General features: G+C 56.4%; 17 protein-coding genes. 15 read left to right on the top strand and 2 right to left on the bottom strand.

What is annotated here, in order from left to right; all coding sequences use genetic code 11:
* Nucleotides 1-54: 54 nt before the first annotated feature.
* The 10 genes from NBH13_RS04285 (at nt 55) to NBH13_RS04330 (ending at nt 13,092) form a co-directional block, all read left to right on the top strand.
* Nucleotides 55-1,002: an ABC transporter substrate-binding protein gene (locus NBH13_RS04285; protein WP_099570861.1), complete on the top strand. Its 948-nt coding sequence runs from the start codon at nt 55-57 to the stop codon at nt 1,000-1,002.
* Between the two features lie 293 nt (nt 1,003-1,295).
* Complete coding sequence (locus NBH13_RS04290; protein ID WP_250779101.1) at nt 1,296-1,805, top strand: transporter substrate-binding domain-containing protein; 510 nt, start codon at nt 1,296-1,298, stop codon at nt 1,803-1,805.
* 289 nt (nt 1,806-2,094) lie between these two features.
* Complete coding sequence (locus NBH13_RS04295) at nt 2,095-3,024, top strand: ABC transporter substrate-binding protein (RefSeq protein WP_099571164.1); 930 nt, start codon at nt 2,095-2,097, stop codon at nt 3,022-3,024.
* Nucleotides 3,025-3,069: 45 nt separating this feature from the next.
* Nucleotides 3,070-4,053, top strand: a complete 984-nt coding sequence (locus tag NBH13_RS04300; RefSeq protein ID WP_099570859.1) for an amino acid ABC transporter permease — start codon at nt 3,070-3,072, stop codon at nt 4,051-4,053.
* A 12-nt stretch (nt 4,054-4,065) separates the two neighbouring features.
* Complete coding sequence (locus NBH13_RS04305) at nt 4,066-4,860, top strand: amino acid ABC transporter ATP-binding protein (protein ID WP_004219687.1); 795 nt, start codon at nt 4,066-4,068, stop codon at nt 4,858-4,860.
* A gap of 192 nt (nt 4,861-5,052) precedes the next feature.
* Nucleotides 5,053-6,945 (top strand): glutamine--fructose-6-phosphate transaminase (isomerizing), encoded by a 1,893-nt coding sequence (gene glmS, locus NBH13_RS04310; protein ID WP_250779102.1) that lies wholly within the window; start codon nt 5,053-5,055, stop codon nt 6,943-6,945.
* An 11-nt stretch (nt 6,946-6,956) separates the two neighbouring features.
* Nucleotides 6,957-7,709 (top strand): pseudouridine synthase, encoded by a 753-nt coding sequence (locus NBH13_RS04315; protein ID WP_250779103.1) that lies wholly within the window; start codon nt 6,957-6,959, stop codon nt 7,707-7,709.
* Nucleotides 7,710-7,923: 214 nt separating this feature from the next.
* Entirely contained in the window at nt 7,924-9,216 is a 1,293-nt protein-coding gene (sstT, locus tag NBH13_RS04320) for a serine/threonine transporter SstT (RefSeq protein WP_250779104.1), read from the top strand.
* A 173-nt stretch (nt 9,217-9,389) separates the two neighbouring features.
* Nucleotides 9,390-11,459 carry a beta-galactosidase gene (locus tag NBH13_RS04325; RefSeq protein ID WP_250779105.1) on the top strand — a complete coding sequence of 690 codons (2,070 nt, stop codon included), beginning with the start codon at nt 9,390-9,392 and terminating at the stop codon, nt 11,457-11,459.
* 205 nt (nt 11,460-11,664) lie between these two features.
* Nucleotides 11,665-13,092, top strand: a complete 1,428-nt coding sequence (locus NBH13_RS04330) for an ABC transporter substrate-binding protein (protein ID WP_250779106.1) — start codon at nt 11,665-11,667, stop codon at nt 13,090-13,092.
* Between the two features lie 115 nt (nt 13,093-13,207).
* Here the strand turns inward: NBH13_RS04330 and NBH13_RS04335 are convergent, their stop codons facing one another.
* Both NBH13_RS04335 and coaBC read right to left on the bottom strand, forming a co-directional pair.
* Nucleotides 13,208-13,978: a type III pantothenate kinase gene (locus NBH13_RS04335; protein ID WP_250779107.1), complete on the bottom strand. Its 771-nt coding sequence runs from the start codon at nt 13,976-13,978 to the stop codon at nt 13,208-13,210.
* Between the two features lie 58 nt (nt 13,979-14,036).
* Entirely contained in the window at nt 14,037-15,320 is a 1,284-nt protein-coding gene (gene coaBC, locus NBH13_RS04340) for a bifunctional phosphopantothenoylcysteine decarboxylase/phosphopantothenate--cysteine ligase CoaBC (protein WP_126016063.1), read from the bottom strand.
* Between the two features lie 201 nt (nt 15,321-15,521).
* On the opposite strand from coaBC, the gene NBH13_RS04345 reads away from it, so the two are divergent.
* From NBH13_RS04345 to NBH13_RS04365, 5 genes are all read left to right on the top strand, one after another.
* Complete coding sequence (locus tag NBH13_RS04345; protein ID WP_099570851.1) at nt 15,522-17,177, top strand: ABC transporter substrate-binding protein; 1,656 nt, start codon at nt 15,522-15,524, stop codon at nt 17,175-17,177.
* Between the two features lie 189 nt (nt 17,178-17,366).
* Nucleotides 17,367-18,347: an ABC transporter permease gene (locus NBH13_RS04350; protein WP_126016065.1), complete on the top strand. Its 981-nt coding sequence runs from the start codon at nt 17,367-17,369 to the stop codon at nt 18,345-18,347.
* Nucleotides 18,344-19,264: an ABC transporter permease gene (locus tag NBH13_RS04355; protein ID WP_126016067.1), complete on the top strand. Its 921-nt coding sequence runs from the start codon at nt 18,344-18,346 to the stop codon at nt 19,262-19,264. The genes NBH13_RS04350 and NBH13_RS04355 overlap by 4 nt, the downstream gene beginning before the upstream one ends.
* On the top strand, nt 19,261-20,046 hold the full coding sequence (locus NBH13_RS04360) for an ABC transporter ATP-binding protein (protein ID WP_144170864.1): 786 nt from the start codon (nt 19,261-19,263) through the stop codon (nt 20,044-20,046). The genes NBH13_RS04355 and NBH13_RS04360 overlap by 4 nt, the downstream gene beginning before the upstream one ends.
* A 38-nt stretch (nt 20,047-20,084) precedes the next feature.
* Nucleotides 20,085-20,837 (top strand): ABC transporter ATP-binding protein, encoded by a 753-nt coding sequence (locus NBH13_RS04365; protein WP_144164848.1) that lies wholly within the window; start codon nt 20,085-20,087, stop codon nt 20,835-20,837.
* Nucleotides 20,838-21,244 lie beyond the last annotated feature (407 nt).

Below are 21,244 nucleotides of genomic sequence, written 5' to 3' on the forward strand. Positions count from 1 at the left end.
TAGTGTATGGTTCGGATTCGGTCGAATAGACCGAGCGAGACATAGGAGAAGGATATGGAAGCGAAGAAAAGTCTGAAGGCGGCTGCCGCGTGCGTGCTGAGCGTTGCGATGTTGTTTGCTGGAGCGGCATGCGGCACCAGTGATGGAAGCGACGATGCGGCTTCGTCCAATAGCGGTTCGAAATCGAACGAACTGACGGGGTACGATGTTTCGTCGGTGCAGAAAGACGATGACATCGCCAAACTGTTGCCCGACTATGTGACGAAGGACGGCAAGCTCACCATCGGCATGGACACGTCGTACGCTCCTGCGGAATTCCTTGCGGAGGACGGCAAGACCCCGGTCGGCTTCGATGTCGATATCGCCAAGGCTTTGGCACAGGTGTTCGGTCTTGAAGCGGATCCTGAAACCGCGAATTTCGATTCGATCATTCCGTCGGTCGGATCCAAGTACGATATCGGCATTTCGTCGTTCACCGTGACCAAGGAACGTTTGGATGCGGTTGATTTCGTAAGCCATTTCGATGCCGGATCGGCATGGGCCGTGAAGAAGGGCAATCCGAACAAGATCGACACGTCCGATCTGTGCGGCAAGAAGGTGGCCGTGCAGACCGCCACCATGCAGGAGACCGAAGCCAACAAGATGGCCAAGCAATGCGAGGCCGACGGCAAGGATAAGCTTGAAGTGATCTCCAGCAAGCTGCAGACCGATGTGACCACGAACGTTGTCACCGGCAAGGCTGACGTGTTCTATGCCGATTCGCCGGTCGCGGGCTATGCCATCGCGCAAACCGATGGACAGCTGGAAACGCTTGGCAAGGTCGAGGGCGTCGCTCCGGAAGGCATCGTCATCAAGAAAGGCGACAGCCAGATGGATGAGGCCGTGCAGAAGGCCGTGCAGAAGCTCATTGACGACGGTACGTATCTGAAGATCCTCAAGTATTGGGGCGTCGAGGACGGTGCCATCAAAACGCCGGAAATCAATACGCCGGGCGCCGAATGATTCCATGATTGAACCGTCTGCGGATCAGACGGTTTCAAGAATCGCATAGCTTGCGATATGCCGGAAACAAAGCGGGTTTTGATCATATTGTGATATGACAAAACCCGCTTTTTCGTAGGGAAAAACGGCATGTCAAATAGAGTTTGCGTACTATTAACGCGGCCGTAGCAATCGTTTTTATGGTGCGTGCAGAACTTCGGTTCGGCCGTTTTCATACGGTCGGGAATGAAGAGATGATTCGCGATGGCTTTCAATAATCTGAGGAAACTCACTGTTTTGCGCTAAGCGCCGCCATGATCGTTTCGTTGGGTGCGTGCGGCACATCGGAAAAGTCCGATTCCACGGCTTCCGGTGATTCCAAGTCGTCGTCGAACGTCACCGGTTATGACGTTTCCGGTGTGACGAAGGATGCTGATATAGCCGCAATGCTGCCGGAATCAGTCACCAAGGACGGCAAGCCCACCATCGGCATGGACACGTCGTACGCTCCCGCGGAATTCCTTGCGGAGGACGGCAAGACCCCGGTCGGCTTCGATGTCGATATCGCCAAGGCGCTCGCCAATATGTTAGGTCTTGAGGCCGTGCCGCAAACCGAAGGCACGTTGGAAGCCCTTGGCGAGGATATCGGCGTGACCAAGGAGGCAGTGGCCATCAAGAAGGGCGATTCCGATACAGCCAAGGCGGTGCAGGCCGCACTGCAGAAGCTCATGGATGACGGCACGTATATGAAGATCCTCAAGCATTGGGGCGTGGAGACCGGAGCGGTCGACAAAGCCGAAATCAATCCGACCGACCTCGGCTGAACGATCAAACGTAAGGCAGGTATCGTACGCGGTGATACTGTGATGCCGATATGACGGAAGGCATGCGGACCGAATCCGCGTGTCTTCCGTTTTTCGTATATGGATTTTCCGTGATTCGATGGATCTTCATTGCGTGATTCTTGGCTGGTGCGTAGGTTTTGCGCAACGTAACGTACATGTAGCATTGCGCTCTTATCGTGCCTATTTGAGATACTGAGGTTCTCTGCAATCGAATGGCGTTGAGATCTCGGTATGGCAATGAAGAGATAAGAAGAAGGATATGCGTATCATGTCTTTGAAGATCAAGTCCGTTGTGGCGCTTGCGCTGAGCGCGGCGATGTTGTTTTCCGCTGCCGCTTGCGGCACCTCCGATGCTTCCAAGTCCGGCGATTCGTCGGATTCGTCGAACACTACCACCGGTTACGATGTCAGCACCATTGAAAAAGATGACGAGCTGGCCAAGCTGGTTTCGTCCAGCGATCTGGTGAAGGACGGCGAGCTTTCCGCCGGTATGGAGCTTTCGTACGCTCCGGCTGAATTCTATGCCGAAGACGGTAAGACTCCGGTCGGCTATGATATCGACATGACCAAGGCCATCGCCAAGACGCTTGGTTTGAAGCCGAACATCGTGTCTTCCATGTTCGACACCATCATTCCTTCCATTGGCTCCAAGTATGATCTGGGCATCACCGCCATGACCATCACCGAAGAGCGTATGCAGTCCGTGGATTTCGTGAGCTACTACCGTGCGGGTTCCACGTGGGCCGTGCAGAAGGGCAATCCGAAGAAGCTCGACACTTCCGACATGTGTGGCGCGAAGATCGCGGTGCAGACCGGCACCGTGCAGGAAGAGGAGGCCAACACCATCGCCAAAGGCTGCGAGGCCGACAACAAGGCCGAAGTGATGTCGTACAAGCGTCAGGCCGAAGCGGCCACTGCAGTGGCTACGGGCAAGGCCGATGCGTTCTATGCCGATTCGCCGGTCGCCGGTTATGCCATCTCCCAGACCGACGGACAGCTTGAGGCCTTGGGTGACGTCGAAGGCGTGGCCAAGCAGGGCATCGCTGTCAAGAAGGGCAACACCCAGCTTGCTGAAGCCGTGCAGAAGGCCGTACAGAAGCTGATGGACGATGGCACGTATATGAAGATCCTCAAGCATTGGGGTGTGGAATCCGGTGCTCTCGACAAGGCTGAGATCAACCCGACCGATCTCAACTGATCTCATCTCCACTATTTTCATCAACAACGAAGGAACTGAAGCATCATGGCGAAAAAACAGATCGACGGCGACGGCCTCGATATTCCGAATCGCATCAAAGCGCTGCCGGTTAAGCGTACGGGCCCGATTGTGGCGGCGGTCATCGTTGCTCTGCTCGCCGCCATGCTGCTGCAGGGCCTGATCACCAATCCGCGTTTCGAATGGAATGTGGTTGGGAAGTACCTGTTCAACGAGAATGTGCTTGAAGGCATCAAATACACGCTGCTGCTGACGGTCATCTCCATGGTCATCGCGATTGTTCTGGCAGTGATTCTGGCCGTGATGCGCAAGTCCATCAATCCGGTGCTGCGTGGCGTGAGCTGGTTCTACATTTGGTTCTTCCGTGGCACCCCTGTGTATACGCAGCTGGTGTTCTGGGGTCTGTTCGCCGTATTGGTGCCCCGCATCGGTGTGGGCATTCCTTTCACGTCCATTGAATTCTGGAGCATTGACTCGCAGTCCGTCATTACCGCGTTCAACGCGGCATGGCTGGGTCTCGCGCTGAACGAAGCGGCATATCTGGCCGAAATCGTGCGTGCGGGTCTTGAAGCCGTCGATCCAGGTCAGACCGAAGCGGCCAAGGCGCTGGGTATGAAGCGTTCCATGATCATGCGTCGCGTGGTGCTTCCTCAGGCCATGCGCATCATCATTCCGCCGACCGGCAATGAGTTCATCGGCATGTTGAAGACCACCTCGCTGGTCAACGCCGTGCCGTTCACGCTGGAACTGCAGTTCGCCACCACCGCAATCGCAACCCGACTGTACAAGCCGATTCCGCTGCTGATCGTGGCCTGCATCTGGTATTTGGTGATCACCTCCATCCTGATGGTGCTGCAGTCTCGTCTGGAGAAGCATTTCGGCAAGGGCTTCGATGCACGACCGGCCGGCGCGCGCGGCAAGCAGCCGCCGCTGCCGGGTAAAACCGAAGGCGAACCGAAAGACGATATCGCCAAGCAGAACGAGGCAACGTTCGCGGGCATGACCGCGTGAGGGGAGTGAGCAATGACTGAACCAACCACCAACGGTGTTGTTCCCGCAGTGAAGGCCACGCAGGTGCATAAGGCTTTCGGTAGCCTGCACGTGCTCAAGGGCGTCGATATGACGGTTATGCCCGGCTCGGTGACGGTGATTCTGGGACCTTCCGGTTCCGGAAAATCCACGTTCCTGCGCCTGATCAATCAGTTGGAAACGCTGACCGGCGGCGAAATCGACGTCGACGGCGAAATGATCGGCTACAAGTACGTCGATAAGGACGGCAAGCAGGTGCTGCAGACCCTGAACGACAAGGAAGTGGCCGAGCAGCGTTCCAAACTGGGCATGGTATTCCAGAGGTTCAACCTGTTCCCGCACATGACGGCGCTCGAAAATGTGATGGAAGCGCCGGTCCACGTCAAGCACATGGATAAAAAGGAAGCCCGCAAGCTTGCCATCGAAGAACTGAATCGCGTGGGCATGGGCGATCGCCTCGATCACTATCCGGCACAGCTTTCCGGTGGCCAGCAGCAGCGCGTGGCCATCGCCCGTGCGCTTGCCATGAAGCCGGAAATCATGCTGTTCGACGAGCCGACCTCCGCACTCGATCCGGAATTGGTGGGCGAAGTGCTGAACGTCATGCTGTCTTTGGCGAAAGAAGGCATGACCATGGTGGTTGTCACCCACGAAATAGGCTTCGCGCGCGAAGTTGCCGATCAGATCGTATTCATGGACGGCGGTGTTGTTGTGGAACAGGGCGGTCCTGAAATCATTGACAATCCGCAGGAACCACGATTCAAGGACTTCCTGCAGCACGTGCTGTAAATCGCCGTAAGCGTAATCGTAAGAGTCAGACATCTCTTCATTTCAAGAATTGCGATCAAGAGAATGGCTGAAGAAAATCCCCATGTTGAAAACTGTCGGCATGGGGATTTTTGTGTCCATATATCAAAGGTTCGGCGCGATGGAGCGGTTTCGTTTCGAAAATGACACCATTACCCGATAAGCTGAGGTGTTATGTGTGGAATCGTAGGATATGCAGGAAATGTGGAAACCGCGTGCGGCAAGCCGTTGGAAGTGTGCCTCCAAGGCCTACAACGTTTGGAATACCGCGGGTATGATTCGGCCGGTGTGGCGCTGACCGCGCCCGGCATGGACCATGTGGAAGTGCGTAAGAAGGCGGGGCGTCTCGCCAATCTGATCGAAGACGTGGAACGCAATCCAATGCCGATGGCCACCGTGGGCATCGGCCACACCCGTTGGGCCACCAACGGCGTGCCGAACGACATCAACGCGCATCCTCATACCTCGCAAGACGGCAAGGTCGCCATCATTCATAATGGCATCATCGAAAACGCCTCTCAGCTTCGTCTTGATCTGCAGACGGAAGGTTACCGTTTCTCATCGGAAACCGATACGGAGGTTGCGGCGAAACTACTGGGTAAAATCAGCGAGAAAATCGTTGAGGAAACCGGCAAGCCCGACTTGTTCAAGGCCGTGCGACGCTTGGCGCGCATGCTAGAAGGCGCGTTCACGATTCTCGCCACCGACTGCCGTCAGCCGGGTGTCGTGGTCGGTGCCCGCCATGATTCGCCGCTGGTGGTTGGTCTTGGCGAAGGTGAGAATTTTCTCGGTTCCGATGTGGCCGCGTTCGTGGCCTACACGAAGCGTGCCATGGAAATCGACCAGGATCAGGCTGTGATGGTGTCCGCCGATAAGGTCGTGGTGTCTGATTTCATGGGCAACATCGTGACCGATCCGAAGACCTACACCGTGGATTGGGATGCTTCCGCGGCCGAAAAGGGCGGTTGGGACTCCTTCATGAACAAGGAGATCCACGAAGGGCCGGCGGCGGTGCAGCGCACGTTGTTGGGACGTCTCGGCAAGGACGGCAATCTCAATCTTGACGAGGTTCGCATCGACGAGCATGATTTCAAGGCGATCGACAAGATTATCGTTATCGCCTGCGGTACCGCCGCCTATGCGGGCATGGTGGCCAAGTACGCCATCGAGCATTGGGTGCGTATTCCGGTGGAAGTGGAGCTCGCCCACGAATTCCGCTATCGTGATCCGATTCTCACCCCGCGCACGTTGGTGGTGGCCATTTCGCAGTCCGGTGAAACCATGGATACGCTGATGGCATTGCGTCATGCGCGCGAGCAGGGTTCGAAGGTGCTGGCCATCTGCAACACGCAGGGCGCGTCCATTCCGCGTGAATCCGACGCGGTGCTGTACACGCACGCTGGTCCGGAAGTGGCGGTCGCCTCCACCAAGGCGTTCGTGGCGCAGATTACTGCCGCTTACGTGCTTGGCTTGTATTTGGCGCAGGTCAAGGGTGCAATGTTCCGCGACGAAATCGCGCAGACGTTGGATTCCCTCAAAGACATGCCTCGCAAGATCCAGTGGATTCTCGACACGCAGACCAAGACCGTGCATGATGCGGCCGCGCAGATGGTCGACGCGAAGTCCTTCCTGTTCCTGGGTCGTCATGTCGGCTACCCGGTCGCGATGGAAGGCGCGTTGAAATTGAAGGAAATCGCCTACACCTTCACCGAAGGTTTCGCGGCCGGCGAACTCAAGCACGGTCCGATCGCATTGGTGGATGAAGGCGAACCGGTAGTGTTCATCGTGCCGCCGGCACGTGGCCGCAATGTGCTGCACGCCAAGGTTATTTCCGGTATCGAAGAGGTCAAGGCCCGTGGCGCGTACATTATCGCCGTGGCCGAAGAGAACGATCCCGATGTTGAACGCTACGCGGACGTGGTGTTCTGGCGTCCGGCTTGCCCAACGCTGATGAGTCCGCTGGTGGACGTGGTGCCGCTGCAGCTATTCGCCATGGACATGGCCAAGCTGAAGAATTACGACGTTGACAAGCCTCGTAATCTCGCCAAGTCCGTCACCGTGGAGTAATCGTTCATACGATGCGTCAACAGAGTCAGCAGAAGAGGCATCGTTACGTTCTTGAAGAACCTCACATTCCGTTCGAATGTGAGGTTCTTTACGAGAACGATGCGATTATCGTGGTTGACAAACCGCATTTTCTCGCCACCACACCGCGCGGCATGTGGTATCGCGAAACCGCGTTGATCCGACTTCGGGAACAGTATGGCGAACCTGATATTGTTCCCGCGCACCGTTTGGACCGACTTACCGCAGGTATCGTCGTATTTGTGCGCAAACCGGAATTGCGTGGCGCTTACCAAATGCTGTTCCAGAATCGCAAAACCATCAAAACCTATGAATGTTTGGCGCCACTTGCCCCCGAACAGCATCCGCAATACGGAACAATCGTAAGAATCGACAGGCATCAACCATTTCCGGCAATCCGAGCATCGCATATTTGCAAGGATCGCGGGCGACTTCAGGCGTACGAAATTCCGGAAATCGCCAATGCGCAAACGTTGATTGAGCGGAGGAATATGGTACGTTGCATCGACGGCAAAGCATATGTGAATTATGTGCTGCACCCGAAAACCGGCAAAACGCATCAGTTGCGTGTGCATATGAATTCGTTGGGATTGCCGATTTTAGGCGATGATTTCTATCCGAATATTGTGCAGCGTTCTTACGATGATTTCTCGCAACCGTTGGAATTAGTGGCTCGTGAATTGCATTTCGACGATCCGGTGACGGGAGAGCCTCGTACGTTTGTTTCGAAAGTGCCGCTTGGCTGATTAACAGTCTGATCAGCAGACATGGCTCGATGAATAAAGATATGTAAAAACTGTTCATCGCTGTACTGATATTTGATCGCGTCGCTAGGGCGTGTTGAAGTTGCGCGTCCCTATAATTGGACACTTTACATTTCGTGTTATCGAGCGTGATTAGGATGTGCTCTTGTTGTGCTGGCTGGCAAAGGCAAGCCGGCTGGAAAGAACGAGAGAGAATATGAACCATATTTCGAAAGCGCTTCGTGGCGTTGCCGACAAATATAACGGCGTATCACTGATTATCCGCATTATCGTCGGTCTTATCGCGGGCACCGCACTGGCATTGGTCGTTCCGCATATGACGTGGATTGGCGAATTCGGCACCCTGTTCGTAAGCGCATTGAAGGCTGTCGCTCCGATTCTGGTGTTTGTGCTGGTGGCAAGTGCTTTGGCTCAAGGCAATTCCAAGCTTGACGGCCGTTTTGGTACGGTGCTTTTCCTGTATCTGTTCACCACGTTCCTGTCCGCCGTCGTGGCGGTGCTGACGTCTCGCATGTTCCCGCAGACCATATCGTTGGGTAACGCCGCTGACGCCGATGTGGTGCCGCAGGGTTTGAGCGAGGTTGTGCAGACGTTGCTGACCAATATTGTGGCTAATCCGATTCAGGCAATGATCGACGGCAACTACATCTGCATTCTGATGTGGGCTTGTCTGTTCGGTCTTGCCATGAAGGGTATTGCCAATGAAAGCTCCAAGGCGTTCCTTGCCAATGTGGCCGATGGCGTGTCTCAGGTGATTCGTTGGGTCATCAATCTCGCCCCGTTTGGCATTATGGGCTTGGTGTTCACCAGCGTTTCCGAAAACGGCTTGGCGGCCTTCACCGAGTACGGTAGCCTCCTGCTCCTGCTTGTCGGCACCATGCTGCTGATGGTGCTCGTGTTCGGCCCGCTGGTCATTTTCCTGTACCTGCACCGCAACCCGTATCCGCTGGTGTACCGCTGCTTCAAGGAATCCGGCCTGACCGCATTCTTCACCCGTTCCTCCGCGGCGAATATTCCGGTCAACATGCAGCTGTGCGAGAAGCTTGGTCTTGATAAAGACATGTATTCCGTGTCCATTCCGCTGGGCGCAACCATCAACATGAACGGTGCCGCCGTCACCATCACCATCATGGCCATGGCTGCTGCCAATACGATGGGCATTCAGATTTCGCTGCCGGCCGCCATTCTGCTGTCTGTGGTGTCGGCGCTAGGTGCATGTGGCGCTTCCGGCGTGGCCGGCGGTTCGCTGCTGCTTATTCCGATGGCTTGCTCGCTGTTCGGCATCAGCAACGACATCGCCATGCAGGTGGTGGGTGTCGGCTTCATCATCGGCGTTATTCAGGATTCCGTGGAGACCTGCCTGAATTCCGCTTCCGACGTGGAGTTTGCGGCGACCGCCGAATATCATGCTTGGCTCAAGCAGGGCCGTCAGCTTCCTGCGTTCATGTATTCCAAGAAGGAACGCCAGCAGCTCGGCATCGAAGCCTGATTTCACCCGATTTCGGTTTTTTCGGTTTCTGAATACGAAAAGGCGTCTTCTCGATTGTGTTGTGCAACACGTCGGGAAGACGCTTTTTGTGTTTATTTTTGGTTCTGGGCTTGCAGGAATTGCTATTGCGGGATAAATTTGTAAGGGAAGCTGACGAAAACAAAGGAGTATATATGACTCAACGCAGAGCCTATCGTTGGCCGCAGCCGTTGGCTGGGCAGCAAGCCCGTATCTGGTACGGCGGGGACTACAATCCCGACCAGTGGCCGGAAGAGGTGTGGGACGATGACGTTCGTTTGATGAAGAAGGCTGGCGTGAACCTCGTGTCCGTGGGCATCTTCTCGTGGGCGAAGATCGAGACGAGCGAGGGCGTGTACGATTTCGACTGGCTCGACCGCATCATCGACAAGCTGGGCGGGGCCGGTATCGCAGTGGATCTCGCGTCCGCGACCGCGTCGCCGCCGATGTGGCTCACCCAGGCGCATCCCGAGGTGCTGTGGAAGGACTACCGCGGCGACGTGTGCCAGCCGGGCGCCCGCCAGCATTGGAGGCCGACCAGTCCGGTGTTCCGCGAGTACGCGCTGAAGCTGTGCCGCGCGATGGCCGAGCATTACAAGGGCAACCCGTACGTGGTCGCATGGCATGTGAGCAACGAGTACGGCTGCCACAACCGCTTCGACTATTCCGAGGACGCCGAACGCGCGTTCCGGGAGTGGTGCGAGGAACGCTACGGCACCATCGACGCGGTGAACGACGCGTGGGGCACGGCGTTCTGGGCGCAGCGCATGAACGACTTCACGGAAATCGTGCCTCCGCGATTCATCGGCGACGGCAACTTCATGAACCCGGGCAAGCTGCTTGACTTCAAGCGTTTCAGCTCCGACGCGCTGAAGGCGTTCTACGTCGCCGAGCGCGACGCGCTTGCCGAGATCACTCCGGACCTGCCGTTGACCACGAACTTCATGGTGTCCGCCGCCGGTTCGGTGTTGGACTACGACGATTGGGGCCGTGAGGTCGATTTCGTGTCGAACGACCATTACTTCATTCCGGGCGAGGCCCATCTGGACGAGCTCGCGTTCTCCGCGAGCCTGGTCGACGGCATCGCGCGCAAGGATCCGTGGTTCCTGATGGAGCATTCCACGTCGGCGGTGAACTGGCGTCCGGTCAACTACCGCAAGGAGCCGGGCCAGCTGGTGCGCGACTCCCTGGCGCATGTGGCCATGGGCGCGGACGCGGTGTGCTACTTCCAGTGGCGCCAGTCCAAGGCCGGCGCGGAGAAGTTCCATTCCGCGATGGTGCCCCACGCCGGCGAGGACTCGGCCGTGTTCCGTGACGTGTGCGAGTTGGGCGCGGATCTGAACGCGCTTGCCGACAACGGACTGCTTGGCACGAAGCTGGCGAAGTCCAGGGTCGCCGTGGTGTTCGACTACGAGTCCGAGTGGGCCAGCGAGCACACCGCCACGCCGACCCAGAAGGTCCACCACGTGGACGAGCCGCTGCAATGGTTCCGCGCGTTGGCCGACCATGGCGTGACCGCCGATGTCGTTCCGGTCAGTTCGAACTGGGACGAGTACGAGGTGGCCGTGCTGCCGAGCGTGTACATCCTGTCGGAGGAGACCACCCGCCGCGTGCGCGATTACGTGGCGAACGGCGGCAGGCTGATCGTCACGTACTACACGGGACTGTCCGACGAGAAGGACCACGTGTGGCTCGGCGGCTATCCGGGATCGATCCGTGACGTGGTCGGCGTGCGCGTGGAGGAGTTCATGCCCATGGGCGACGATTTCCCGGGCGTGCCGGGTCGTCTCGGTCTGTCGAACGGCGCGGTCGCGCGCGATATCGCCGACGTGATCGGTTCGGTCGATGGGTCGGCCACCGTGCTGGAAACGTTCAGGGACGATCCGTGGACCGGCATGGACGGCGCTCCGGCGATCGTCGCGAACACGTTCGGCGAAGGCCGTAGCGTGTATGTGGGCGCGCGCCTCGGCCGTGATGGCATCGCCAAGAGCCTGCCGGAGATTCTTGAATCGCTCGGCATAGCCGAAACCGGCGAAAACGACAGTCGCGTGCTGCGGGTCGAACGTGAGGGATCGGACGGTTCGAGGTTCGTGTTCTCGTTCAACCGCACTCACGAAGCGGTTCAAATCCCATTCGAAGGCAAGATCGTGGTTTCTTCGTTCGCTGAAGTGAGCGGCGAGAACGTCTCGATCAAACCCAATGGCGTGATCGTTACCAAGCAGTAAACGGTCGGCAGACAAATAACCGTAACGCAACATGGGTGTCGGTGGATTGAATAATCGTCAATCCGCCGACACCCATGTTTGTTGAAAGGTAAGTGGATTGCGTAGCTGAATCGAAGAGATTGGAGGATTGTACGCTGGCTTTCGGGTGACTGACGTACACTCAAATGCGTATGCCTGTACGCACGTTCTCGTGTGGGAACATCAAATGGGAGGAATCGGCTTGAAACTGGTGAAACGAATCATCGCCATCTGCTGTGCGGCCATTATGGCAGTCAGCGCGGCCGCTTGCGGAGCCAACGTCGATTCCCGCACCGAAATCACCGTGTGGTCGTGGGAGCCGAGCATGAAGCAAGTCATTGCCGGCTTCGAAAAGGAAAATCCCGACATCCACGTTATTTGGAAGAACACAAGCGGCTATGACAATCTCAACAACGCCATTCAAGACGGCTACGGCATTCCCGACGTGGTGCAATTGGAATACTATGCATTGCGCCAGTACGCGGTAAGCAGCCAGCTGATGGCGATCACCGGGCGCACGAAAGGCTACGGCGATTTCTACACGCCCGGCACATGGGCTTCGGTGCAGCTGAACGGCCGCGTGTACGGTCTGCCTATGGATTCCGGTCCAATGGCGTTCTTCTACGACAAAAGCGTGTTCGACCAGGTCGGCGTTGACGCGTCCAAAATTCGTACATGGGACGACTATTACGAGGCCGCCAAAAAGCTCAAGGAGATCGGCGTGTACATCACCGCCGATTCCGGCGACGCCAGCTTCTACGACACGATGATCTGGCTTGCCGGAGGACGCCCCTTCTCCACCTCCAACGACGGCAAAAACGTGACCATCAACCTCACCGGCGATGAGGGTACGAGAACCTTCACCGAATTCTGGCAGAAAATGATCGACGAAGGTTTGGTCGCCACCAATCTGACCACATGGTCCGATGAATGGAAGGAAGCCGTGGGGGAGGGGAAGGTAGCCTCCGTGTTCTCCGGCGCATGGCTGCCGTCGCTGCTCATGTCGAACCTTCCTGGAACCGCGGGTTTGTGGCGTGTGGCGCAGATGCCCACGCAGGATGGCGAATATACCACGTCGGAAAACGGCGGATCCGCACTGGCCGTGCTGCAACGCTCTCGCAAGCCTGAAGCGTCATATCGTTTCATTGAATACGCATGCCATAATGCGGAAGGCATCAAAGCCCGCGTGAATGGCGGCGCATTCCCCGCCGACAACAACACGTTGTCTGATTGGGAATTCCTGCACAAAACCACCGTGACCGACGAGCGTGGCATTGAAATACCGTATTTCGGCGGTCAGGAATACAATCGTGTGCTTTCCGAAGCTGCGGAAAACGTTTCGACCGGCTACCAGTATCTGCCATTCGAAGTGTATGCGCGAAGTGACTTCCGCTCTACCGTGGGCAAAGCCTACAAATGGTCGAGTCTCTTGCGTAAGGAGCAGGACCGGTTGAACATCATCGCGGCCGGTGGCAAAGTGTCCGACAAATCCGCCATCGGTGACGCGTTGAAGGAAACCGATTCCGCAGATCGACTTAAATTGAAAAGCGGCATCGCGCTTTGGCAGAAGGATCTGAAGGAATATGGAACCAATCAGGGCTTCACTATTCAATAAATATTAATTATTTGCAAAAGACAAAAATAATGATGGCCATCTTGCGTTTCGATTGAAAGCAAGACAGCCATCATTATTATGTAATGAGATTACATATATTTAAATATAAGATTTTCTATCGTACGTTACGTTCGTAAATATGCAGCATGCCTTTGAAAATCAGATCCGGATCGTAAATATCGATCATATCGGTATCATCGGCGAATACTCGGCTTAAACCACCCGTCGCAACCACGCGGAATTCTTCGTCGATTTCGCGATGGAATTGTGTGATCGTACGTTCGATGCCTCCGAGGAAGTTGTAGTACAAGCCGGCCTGCATAGCTGGTTTGGTGCTTTTCGCTAGAATCGATGCGGGGCGGGTGATTTCCACTTCCGGCAACTGGGCCGTGGCCTCCCACAAGGCGGTCGCGCCCGTGCGAATGCCGGTGGTGATCAGTCCGCAAATCACTGAAGCGTCGGCTGTTACGTAATTGAATGTGGTGGCCGTGCCGAAATCCGCCACCAGAATCGGACCGCCATACTCGTAGTAGGCTCCCGCACAGTCGGCAATGCAGTCCGCGCCCATATTCTGCGGATTGTCCATGCGAATATTGATGCCGGTTTTGACTCCCGGTCCAACAATCATCGGATCGATATTGAGGAATTTCACAATGCTGGCACGGAACGAATGCATGACCTTCGGCACCACCGACGTGATGATCACGTCGTCCACGTCGCCCGGCGTGTAGCCGCTCAACCGCAGGAATTGCGTGATCATCAGGCCATATTCGTCTGACGTGTGGTTCGCTTTCGTGGTGATGCGGTATGTGCCGGCGATATGCCCGTCATCGAGAAAGCCGATCACCACATTGGTGTTGCCGATGTCGACTGCGACCAGAAGCATGTCGAATTCTCCTTACGATTGCTGTATTGACGCTATTTCCTGTGACGTTGGTTGATAGTTACGATGCTTGCGATTCAGCGGATTCGGTATTGCGTAACGCTGCCAATTCGGTGAGGATGCGTTCCGCCAATTCCTGCTTGCTCATCTTGTTCCAATGCTCGATGATCGGTTCGTCGGTGGTTTCGCCGGGTTTCAGCACGGTCACCACATTCGTATCCACCGCGAATCCGGCGCCGGGAGTGTTGAGATTGTTGGCCACCAGCATGGAACAATGCTTGGATGTGAGTTTTTTCGCTGCGTTCGATTCAAGATCCTGCGTTTCCATGGCGAAACCGCACAAGGTCTGGTCGGCGGTCTTATGCTCGCCTGCCCACGCGAGAATATCGGGATTCGATGTGAGCTGCAGATCGATATTGATGCGCCCGTTCTTCTTGATTTTCTCCTGAGCCTGCTCGACGGGTCGGAAATCGCCGACTGCGGCCGCCATGATCGTCAGATCGGCCTGCGTGAAATGCTCTTGCACCGCGTTGAACATTTGCTGCGCGGTGGTGACGTGAACCGTATCAATGCCGCGGGGAGCGCTCAATGTGACAGGGCCGGATACCAGCGTCACATCCGCGCCCATATCGCGTGCCTGCTCGGCGATCGCATAGCCCATTTTTCCAGTGGAATGATTGGTGAGGTAGCGCACGGGATCAAGCGGCTCCTGTGTGGGACCGGCGGTGACGAGCACATGCAATCCGTGCAATGGCAACGTTTCTGCGGGCTGGTTCGCACGCAGCAGATCAGCTACGGCAGCTTCGATCGCAGCAGGCTCCTCCATGCGTCCTTTGCCGACATCCTGGCAGGCAAGCATACCGGATCCCGGCTCCACAATGGTCCATCCAAGTTCACGGCAGGTATTGAGATTGCGTTGCGTCACGGCATTCTCATACATGTGCACGTTCATGGCAGGGCATAGGATTTTCGGCCCTTCGCTATAGGCAAGCACGGTACTTGTCAGCTGGTCGTCGGCAATGCCGCATGCGATTTTCGCAATGATATCGGCGCTCGCGGGAGCGATGACGAGCATGTTCGCCCATTTCGCATCATCCACGTGATTGATATGCAGCGGATCGGATGGCGTATGAGCAACATCGCCGTCATTGCGCTGTGCTGCGAACATGGACGTGCGCGTCTGCGTATGCGTGAGCGAGCTGAACGTCAACGGGGTGACGAACTCCTGCGCGGCCGCGGTCATGGTCACGCGAACCTCATGTCCCTGCTTGCTCCAGTCGGAGGCGAGATGGCAGGCCTTGAATGCGGCGATGCTGCCGGTCACGCCGAGAAGAATATGCGCCATAGCCGATATTGTCCTTCCATTGACGTTGGCAAGACTTACGAAAACTGCGTCAAGTATATATCGAACCGGCTGAAGCATGCGGCATTGCGGCATTGCCGTCAGATGAATCGTGCGGGCATGGCGGATTGTAGAATCAGACTTTGGTGATCGACCCGTACAGGCGGTCAACCAGAACAAACACATAATCAAACAGGAGCAATCATGTCGCAATCTTCAGGTGCGTACGGCGAAGCCGACGCAACCGAACAGAAGAACGAACAACACAACAATCAGCCCGCAAGCTCGGCAAGCACCGACGCAACTTTGAACGCGCGTGCCAAATCACCGAAATCCAAGGGGCCCAACAAGTGGATCATCGCCATCATTGCAGTGATCGCAGTGGTCGCCATCATTGTGGGCGTCGTCGTATTCCGCAACAACAGCGTATCCAGCGATACCGCGGAAAATGGCACCTCCAACACCGTGACCATTGGACTGAAACTCGCCCCCGTAAGCCTCGACATTCGCCACCAGTCCGGATCGGCGATCGAACAGGTGCTGATCGGCAATGTGTACGAAGGACTGCTGTCACGCGATTCCGACAACAAAGTGCATCCGGGACTGGCGAAAAGCTGGGATATTTCCAACGACGGCACAACGTATACGTTCCATCTCAACGAGAACATGAACTTCTCCAACGGAGACACGTTGGACGCCGAAGATGTGGCCTGGTCCATTAACCAGCTCAAAGAACAGCAGTATTACAACGCCAATCAGGTCGAAAGCCTCGAAAAAGCCGAAGCGGTCGATAGCGACACCGTGAAGCTCACGCTCAGCACCCCCGATTCCAACCTGCTGTGGTACCTGACCGGACGCCCCGGCCTGGTGTTCGATAAGGACGCCGAATACAACGCGAAAACCGAAGCCGTCGGATCGGGCCCGTACACGGTGGAATCCTTCGATTCCGCCAGCAAAATGGTGCTCAAAGCCAACCCGAAGTATTGGGGAAGCGCACACCAGGCCGCAACCGAAAACGTGATCATCAAATTCCTCACCGACGATAACGCAGCCGTCAACGCGCTGAAAAGCGGCGAAGTCGACGTGCTTTCCCCGGTGAACGCCACGCTCGCCAAATCGCTTGACGCCAACACGTATCAGGTGTCCGCGGCGGACGGCAGCGACAAATACGTGCTCGCCTTCAACTGCGCGAACAGCAAGCTTGCCGACAAGCGCGTGCGTCAGGCAATCCGTTACGGCATCAACCATGAGGAAATCATCGCTTCGCGCGGTAACGTCGACTATGCGCTCGGCGGGCCGATCCCATCCGTGGACCCGGGCTATGAGGACTTGACCGACCTGTACCCGTACGATGTGAACAAAGCCAAGGAACTCATGGCTGAAGCCGGCTATTCCACCGATAATCCGCTGAAACTCACCCTCACCTACGCCAACACGTACGGCACGGAACTCGGCGATCAGCTGCGTAGCCAGCTCGCCAAAATCGGCATTGATCTCAGCATCAACTACGTGGAATTCTCCACATGGCTGCAAGACGTGCATGCCAACGGCGACTATGAACTCTCGTTGGTGGACCACGCCGAAAGCCACGACTTCTACAAGTGGACCACGCCCGACTACTACTTCCATTACGACGGCAAGCAAGCCCAAGAACTGTATGCCAAGGCGCTCGCCGCCACCGATGAGGAATCCAGTGCAAACTACCTGAAGCAGGCTGCGAAAGCAGTAAGCGAGGATGCCCCCGCCGACTGGCTGTTCGGATATCGCGTGACGGTGGCATACCACAAGAACGTGCAGGGATTCCCCAGCAAGCTGAGCCAGACGGTGCTGCCATTGTGGCAGATCACCAAGGCGCGGTGAATCGATGAAAAACGATGGAAAATCGGCGGAAAACAAGTGATGAAAACTGATGTGTGGCGGTGTTTGCAGCGGCATCGTTGCGGCACCGCCACACATTGGCACGATATTGTTGGATAGGGTATTGACGGTGAATAGGTGCGTATCGCTGCAAACGCACGGATCGAGCGATAGACCAATGGTGGTTCAACTATGAGATTTGTAGTCAAACGGCTGGGACTGTTCGTCGCGGCCCTGTTCGGTCTATCGCTTTTGGTGTTCGTGCTACTGCGCATGCTGCCGGGCGATGTGGCTGCGGTGATCGCAGGTACGAACGCGACCCCCGAACGTATCGCGTCGCTACGTGCCGAACTTGGTTTGGACAAGTCGTACGTGGCACAATACGGCGATTGGATGCTGGGGTTGCTGCACGGCGATCTTGGTGTTTCCGCCATTGGCGGCAAGTCGGTGTCGGCGCAGGTAGCGTCTCGCGCTTCGGTAACGTTTCCGCTGATCATCGTGAGTTTGCTGATCGCATTGGCGATTGGCCTGCCGCTTGGTTGCGCTGCTGTGCTGACCCGTAATGCCCGCTTGCGTGGGCTTTGTCACGGTATTGCGATTCTTGCCGGTGCCATTCCCGCATTATGGGGCGGATTGCTGTTGATTCTGCTGTTCTCACGCGGTTCAGGACTGTTGGGATTGCTGCCGGCGCAAGGTTTTCCCGATAATGGCTGGGGTGCGCCCTTGCGGGCATTGGCTTCTTTGATACTTCCGGCGCTCGCCACCGGCGTTACCGCAGGCGCGTCCATTATGCGTTACACGCGTGCCGCCGTGGGGGACAAGGCCTCGTCTCAGGCGGTTGACATGGCCATGGCATGCGGCATGACCCGCAAACAGGCGGTATTGCGCGTCGCTTTGCGTCTTGCCACACCGCAATTGGTGTCAGTGATCGGTTTGACGTTCGCCCAGATGGTCACCGGTGTAATGGTGGTTGAGAATCTGTTCGCGCTTCCGGGGCTTGGCACCATGCTGGTCACTGATGTTGGCAATCGAGATCTGATTGCAGTGCAGAGCGAATTGTTCCTGTTGGCTACGTTCTTCCTCTTGCTTGGATTAGTGGTTGATGTGGTGCATCGTGCGCTTGATCCGCGTCTGAAAGATGCCGGATTGGTGTCGGGGGAGGTGCTTGCATGATGAAAGAGTCTGCTGAGAAAACTACTTCGAAAAACGCTGTGAAAACCGTGATTCCCTCCATATGGCGTACCGCTGGTGGCAAGTATTCGCTGATCATGCTTGCGATATGGCTGGTTGTGTCGGCTATTTCGCTGGTGTGGACGCCATATTCGCTGCTTGATACTGACGGATTCAACACGTGGGCTTCGCCGTCCGGCGCTCACATGTTGGGTACTGATGGTGTTGGCGCTGATGTGTTGAGCTGGCTGATGGCCGGTTCCCGTACGAATCTTGCGATCGCGCTGATTACTGTGGTGGTTGCCGCGGCCATCGGCCTGCTGCTGGTGGCGGCCATGGTGTCTCGCCATGGCGCATTGGCTTCCACGTCGGTGGTTGTGGTGGATGCGTTGATTTCCATTCCAACAGTGCTGATCGCCTTGATGCTTTCCGTGCCGTTCGGCGCGTCGGCAGCGGTGATCATCGCCGCATGCGGACTTGCATACGGGCTGAATTTGGCGCGTATTCTACGCCCCGCGGCCATGCTCGCCGCACGTTCTGACTATGTGGAATCGGCTTTGTGGTCGGGTGCGAGTTCGTTACGCGTGTTTTTCACGCATATTGTGCCGAATACGGTTCCGGTGTTATGCGTTCAGCTGTCGATGAGTGCGGGCACGTCGCTCTTGGCGGAGGCTGGATTGACGTATCTGGGTGTTGGCGTCGGTGCGGGAGTGCCCAGTTGGGGGCATTCGCTTGCCACGTCCGTCAAATTCATCAGCATTTATCCGATGGCTGTGGTGTGGCCGGGATTGGTGGTCACCTTGATGGTGATAGCGCTGAATCTGTTTGGCGATGCGTTGCGTGACGCCATCGATCCGCTGACGAATCCGGCATTGCGGCAAAGTGAAGCCACCCATGTTGAACCGGAGGAACGCACATGAGCGTCAGCATCCGTAATCTCAATATCGTCATCAATGGAATGCCGATTGTGCATGATGTCGATATGGACATCGCCGACGGTGAACGTGTGGGTTTGATCGGTTCGTCCGGTTCCGGCAAATCCATGATCGCCAAATCCATCATGGGCTTGCTGCCGCTTTCCGCACAGGTTTCCGGCAGTATTGACATGGGTGGTACTGAAATCGTCGGAGCGTCGGATCAAGCGATCGCCGATCTGCGTGGCCGTTATGTGGGCATGGTGTTCCAGAATCCTTCCGCCGCATTGAATCCGGTGATGACCGTGGCGCAGCAGGTCGCGCTGCCACTGCGTTTGCATTACGATCTGACCCGTGACGAACGGTTGGACCGTGTCAAAGCAATGTTCGCCAAAGTCGGGCTGCCGGAAGATGTGCTGAACAAATATCCGCATGAACTTTCCGGCGGACAACAGCAGCGCGTCGGCATCGCGGCCGCATTGGTCACGTCGCCGCGCCTGATTATCGCCGACGAGCCAACCACCGCGCTGGATTCGATCACGCAACGGCAGATCGTCGATCTGCTGGCATCGTTGGTGGACGATTCCGGCGCATCCATGCTCTTCATCACCCACGATTTCGCGGTACTCAATCATGCAACCACACGCTGTTATGTACTTGCTGATGGACGTGTTGCCGAATCAGGACAAACCGCCGATATCCTGCAGTCGCCGCACACTAAAGTCGCTTCGCAATTGGTGACTTCGGCACGTGCGCTGTCGTTGCGGATCGATGCCGAAACCAAATAAGGAGAACGTTTGTGACGGGCGAAAACGAAAAAACCACAATGCTGCAAGGTCGCGGCATCAGCAAATACTACGGTGCGAAACAACAGCGTCGTCAGGTGCTGCACGATGTTGATATCGACGTACGTTCGGGGGAGTGCCTTGCGGTGATCGGCGGATCCGGATCCGGCAAAACCACCCTTACGCGAGTATTGCTGGGGCTCGAACACGCTGAAACGGGCGAGATTACGTATTTCGGCAAGCCTGTGCAAGGCGAAGTCGCCGGCGAACTGCGGCGTAGCTGCGGATTGGTGTTCCAAAGCCCATTCGGCTCGTTGGATCCGCGTTGGAGGGTCGGCAGATCCGTTGCCGAACCATTGCGGTTGCATCACCCTGATTGGTCGCAGGAACGGATTGCGGAACGCGTGTCGGAAGCCTTCCGCATGGTGAGTCTCGACCCTGCCGCATATGAAAATCGGTTCCCCGTGGACCTCTCTGGCGGTCAGGCGCAACGCGTGGCCATCGCACGTGCCATTGCGGATCATCCGAAAGTATTGCTTGCCGACGAGCCGATGAGCGCCGTCGACGTGGCCGCACGAACGCAGATTCTCGCATCGTTCGCTGCGATTCGTAGCGGCGAACCTGATATGACGCTGATCATGGTGTCACACGATTTGGGAGTGGTGCAGCATATCGCAGATCGCATTATGGTGTTGCACGACGGTTGCGTTGAGGAATGCGGACTTACGGAAACCGTATTGCACCATCCGACCAGCGATTACACCAAACGATTGCTGGACGCGGCTTCGCTCTGATTTGCGACACTGCGCAAAAAGCCTGCGATCATGTTGAAATCCGCATGATTGCAGGCTTTTTGCCGCTATATGAACAGGTAAGACACGCCGATGTCGTTACGTGTGCTATTGTGTGAGCCATGTTCAATTTCTCTTGTTGTTGCTGTCGCTGACCAACCGCCCGAGGGGCGCGTGGTTCATCGAAGCATAACTTGAGACAGGACATTCTTTCGACATCCGCATTCTATGTGGGATGTCATTTCATCGCACAAGAATCATCCCATAACCAGTGCCTTACGCGGTTGGTATTACGCGGCATATGTGGATGAACTGCGGTGAAAACACCATCGCAGGTCCCGTTTTCAAAATTGCAAGTGACAAACGCGAGCTTCTCGAAATCAAAGCAACGAAATCATTCATCGGAAGCT

The sequence above is a fragment of the Bifidobacterium intestinale genome, from assembly GCF_023656765.1.
GTDB classification, from domain to species: Bacteria; Actinomycetota; Actinomycetes; order Actinomycetales; family Bifidobacteriaceae; genus Bifidobacterium; species Bifidobacterium hominis.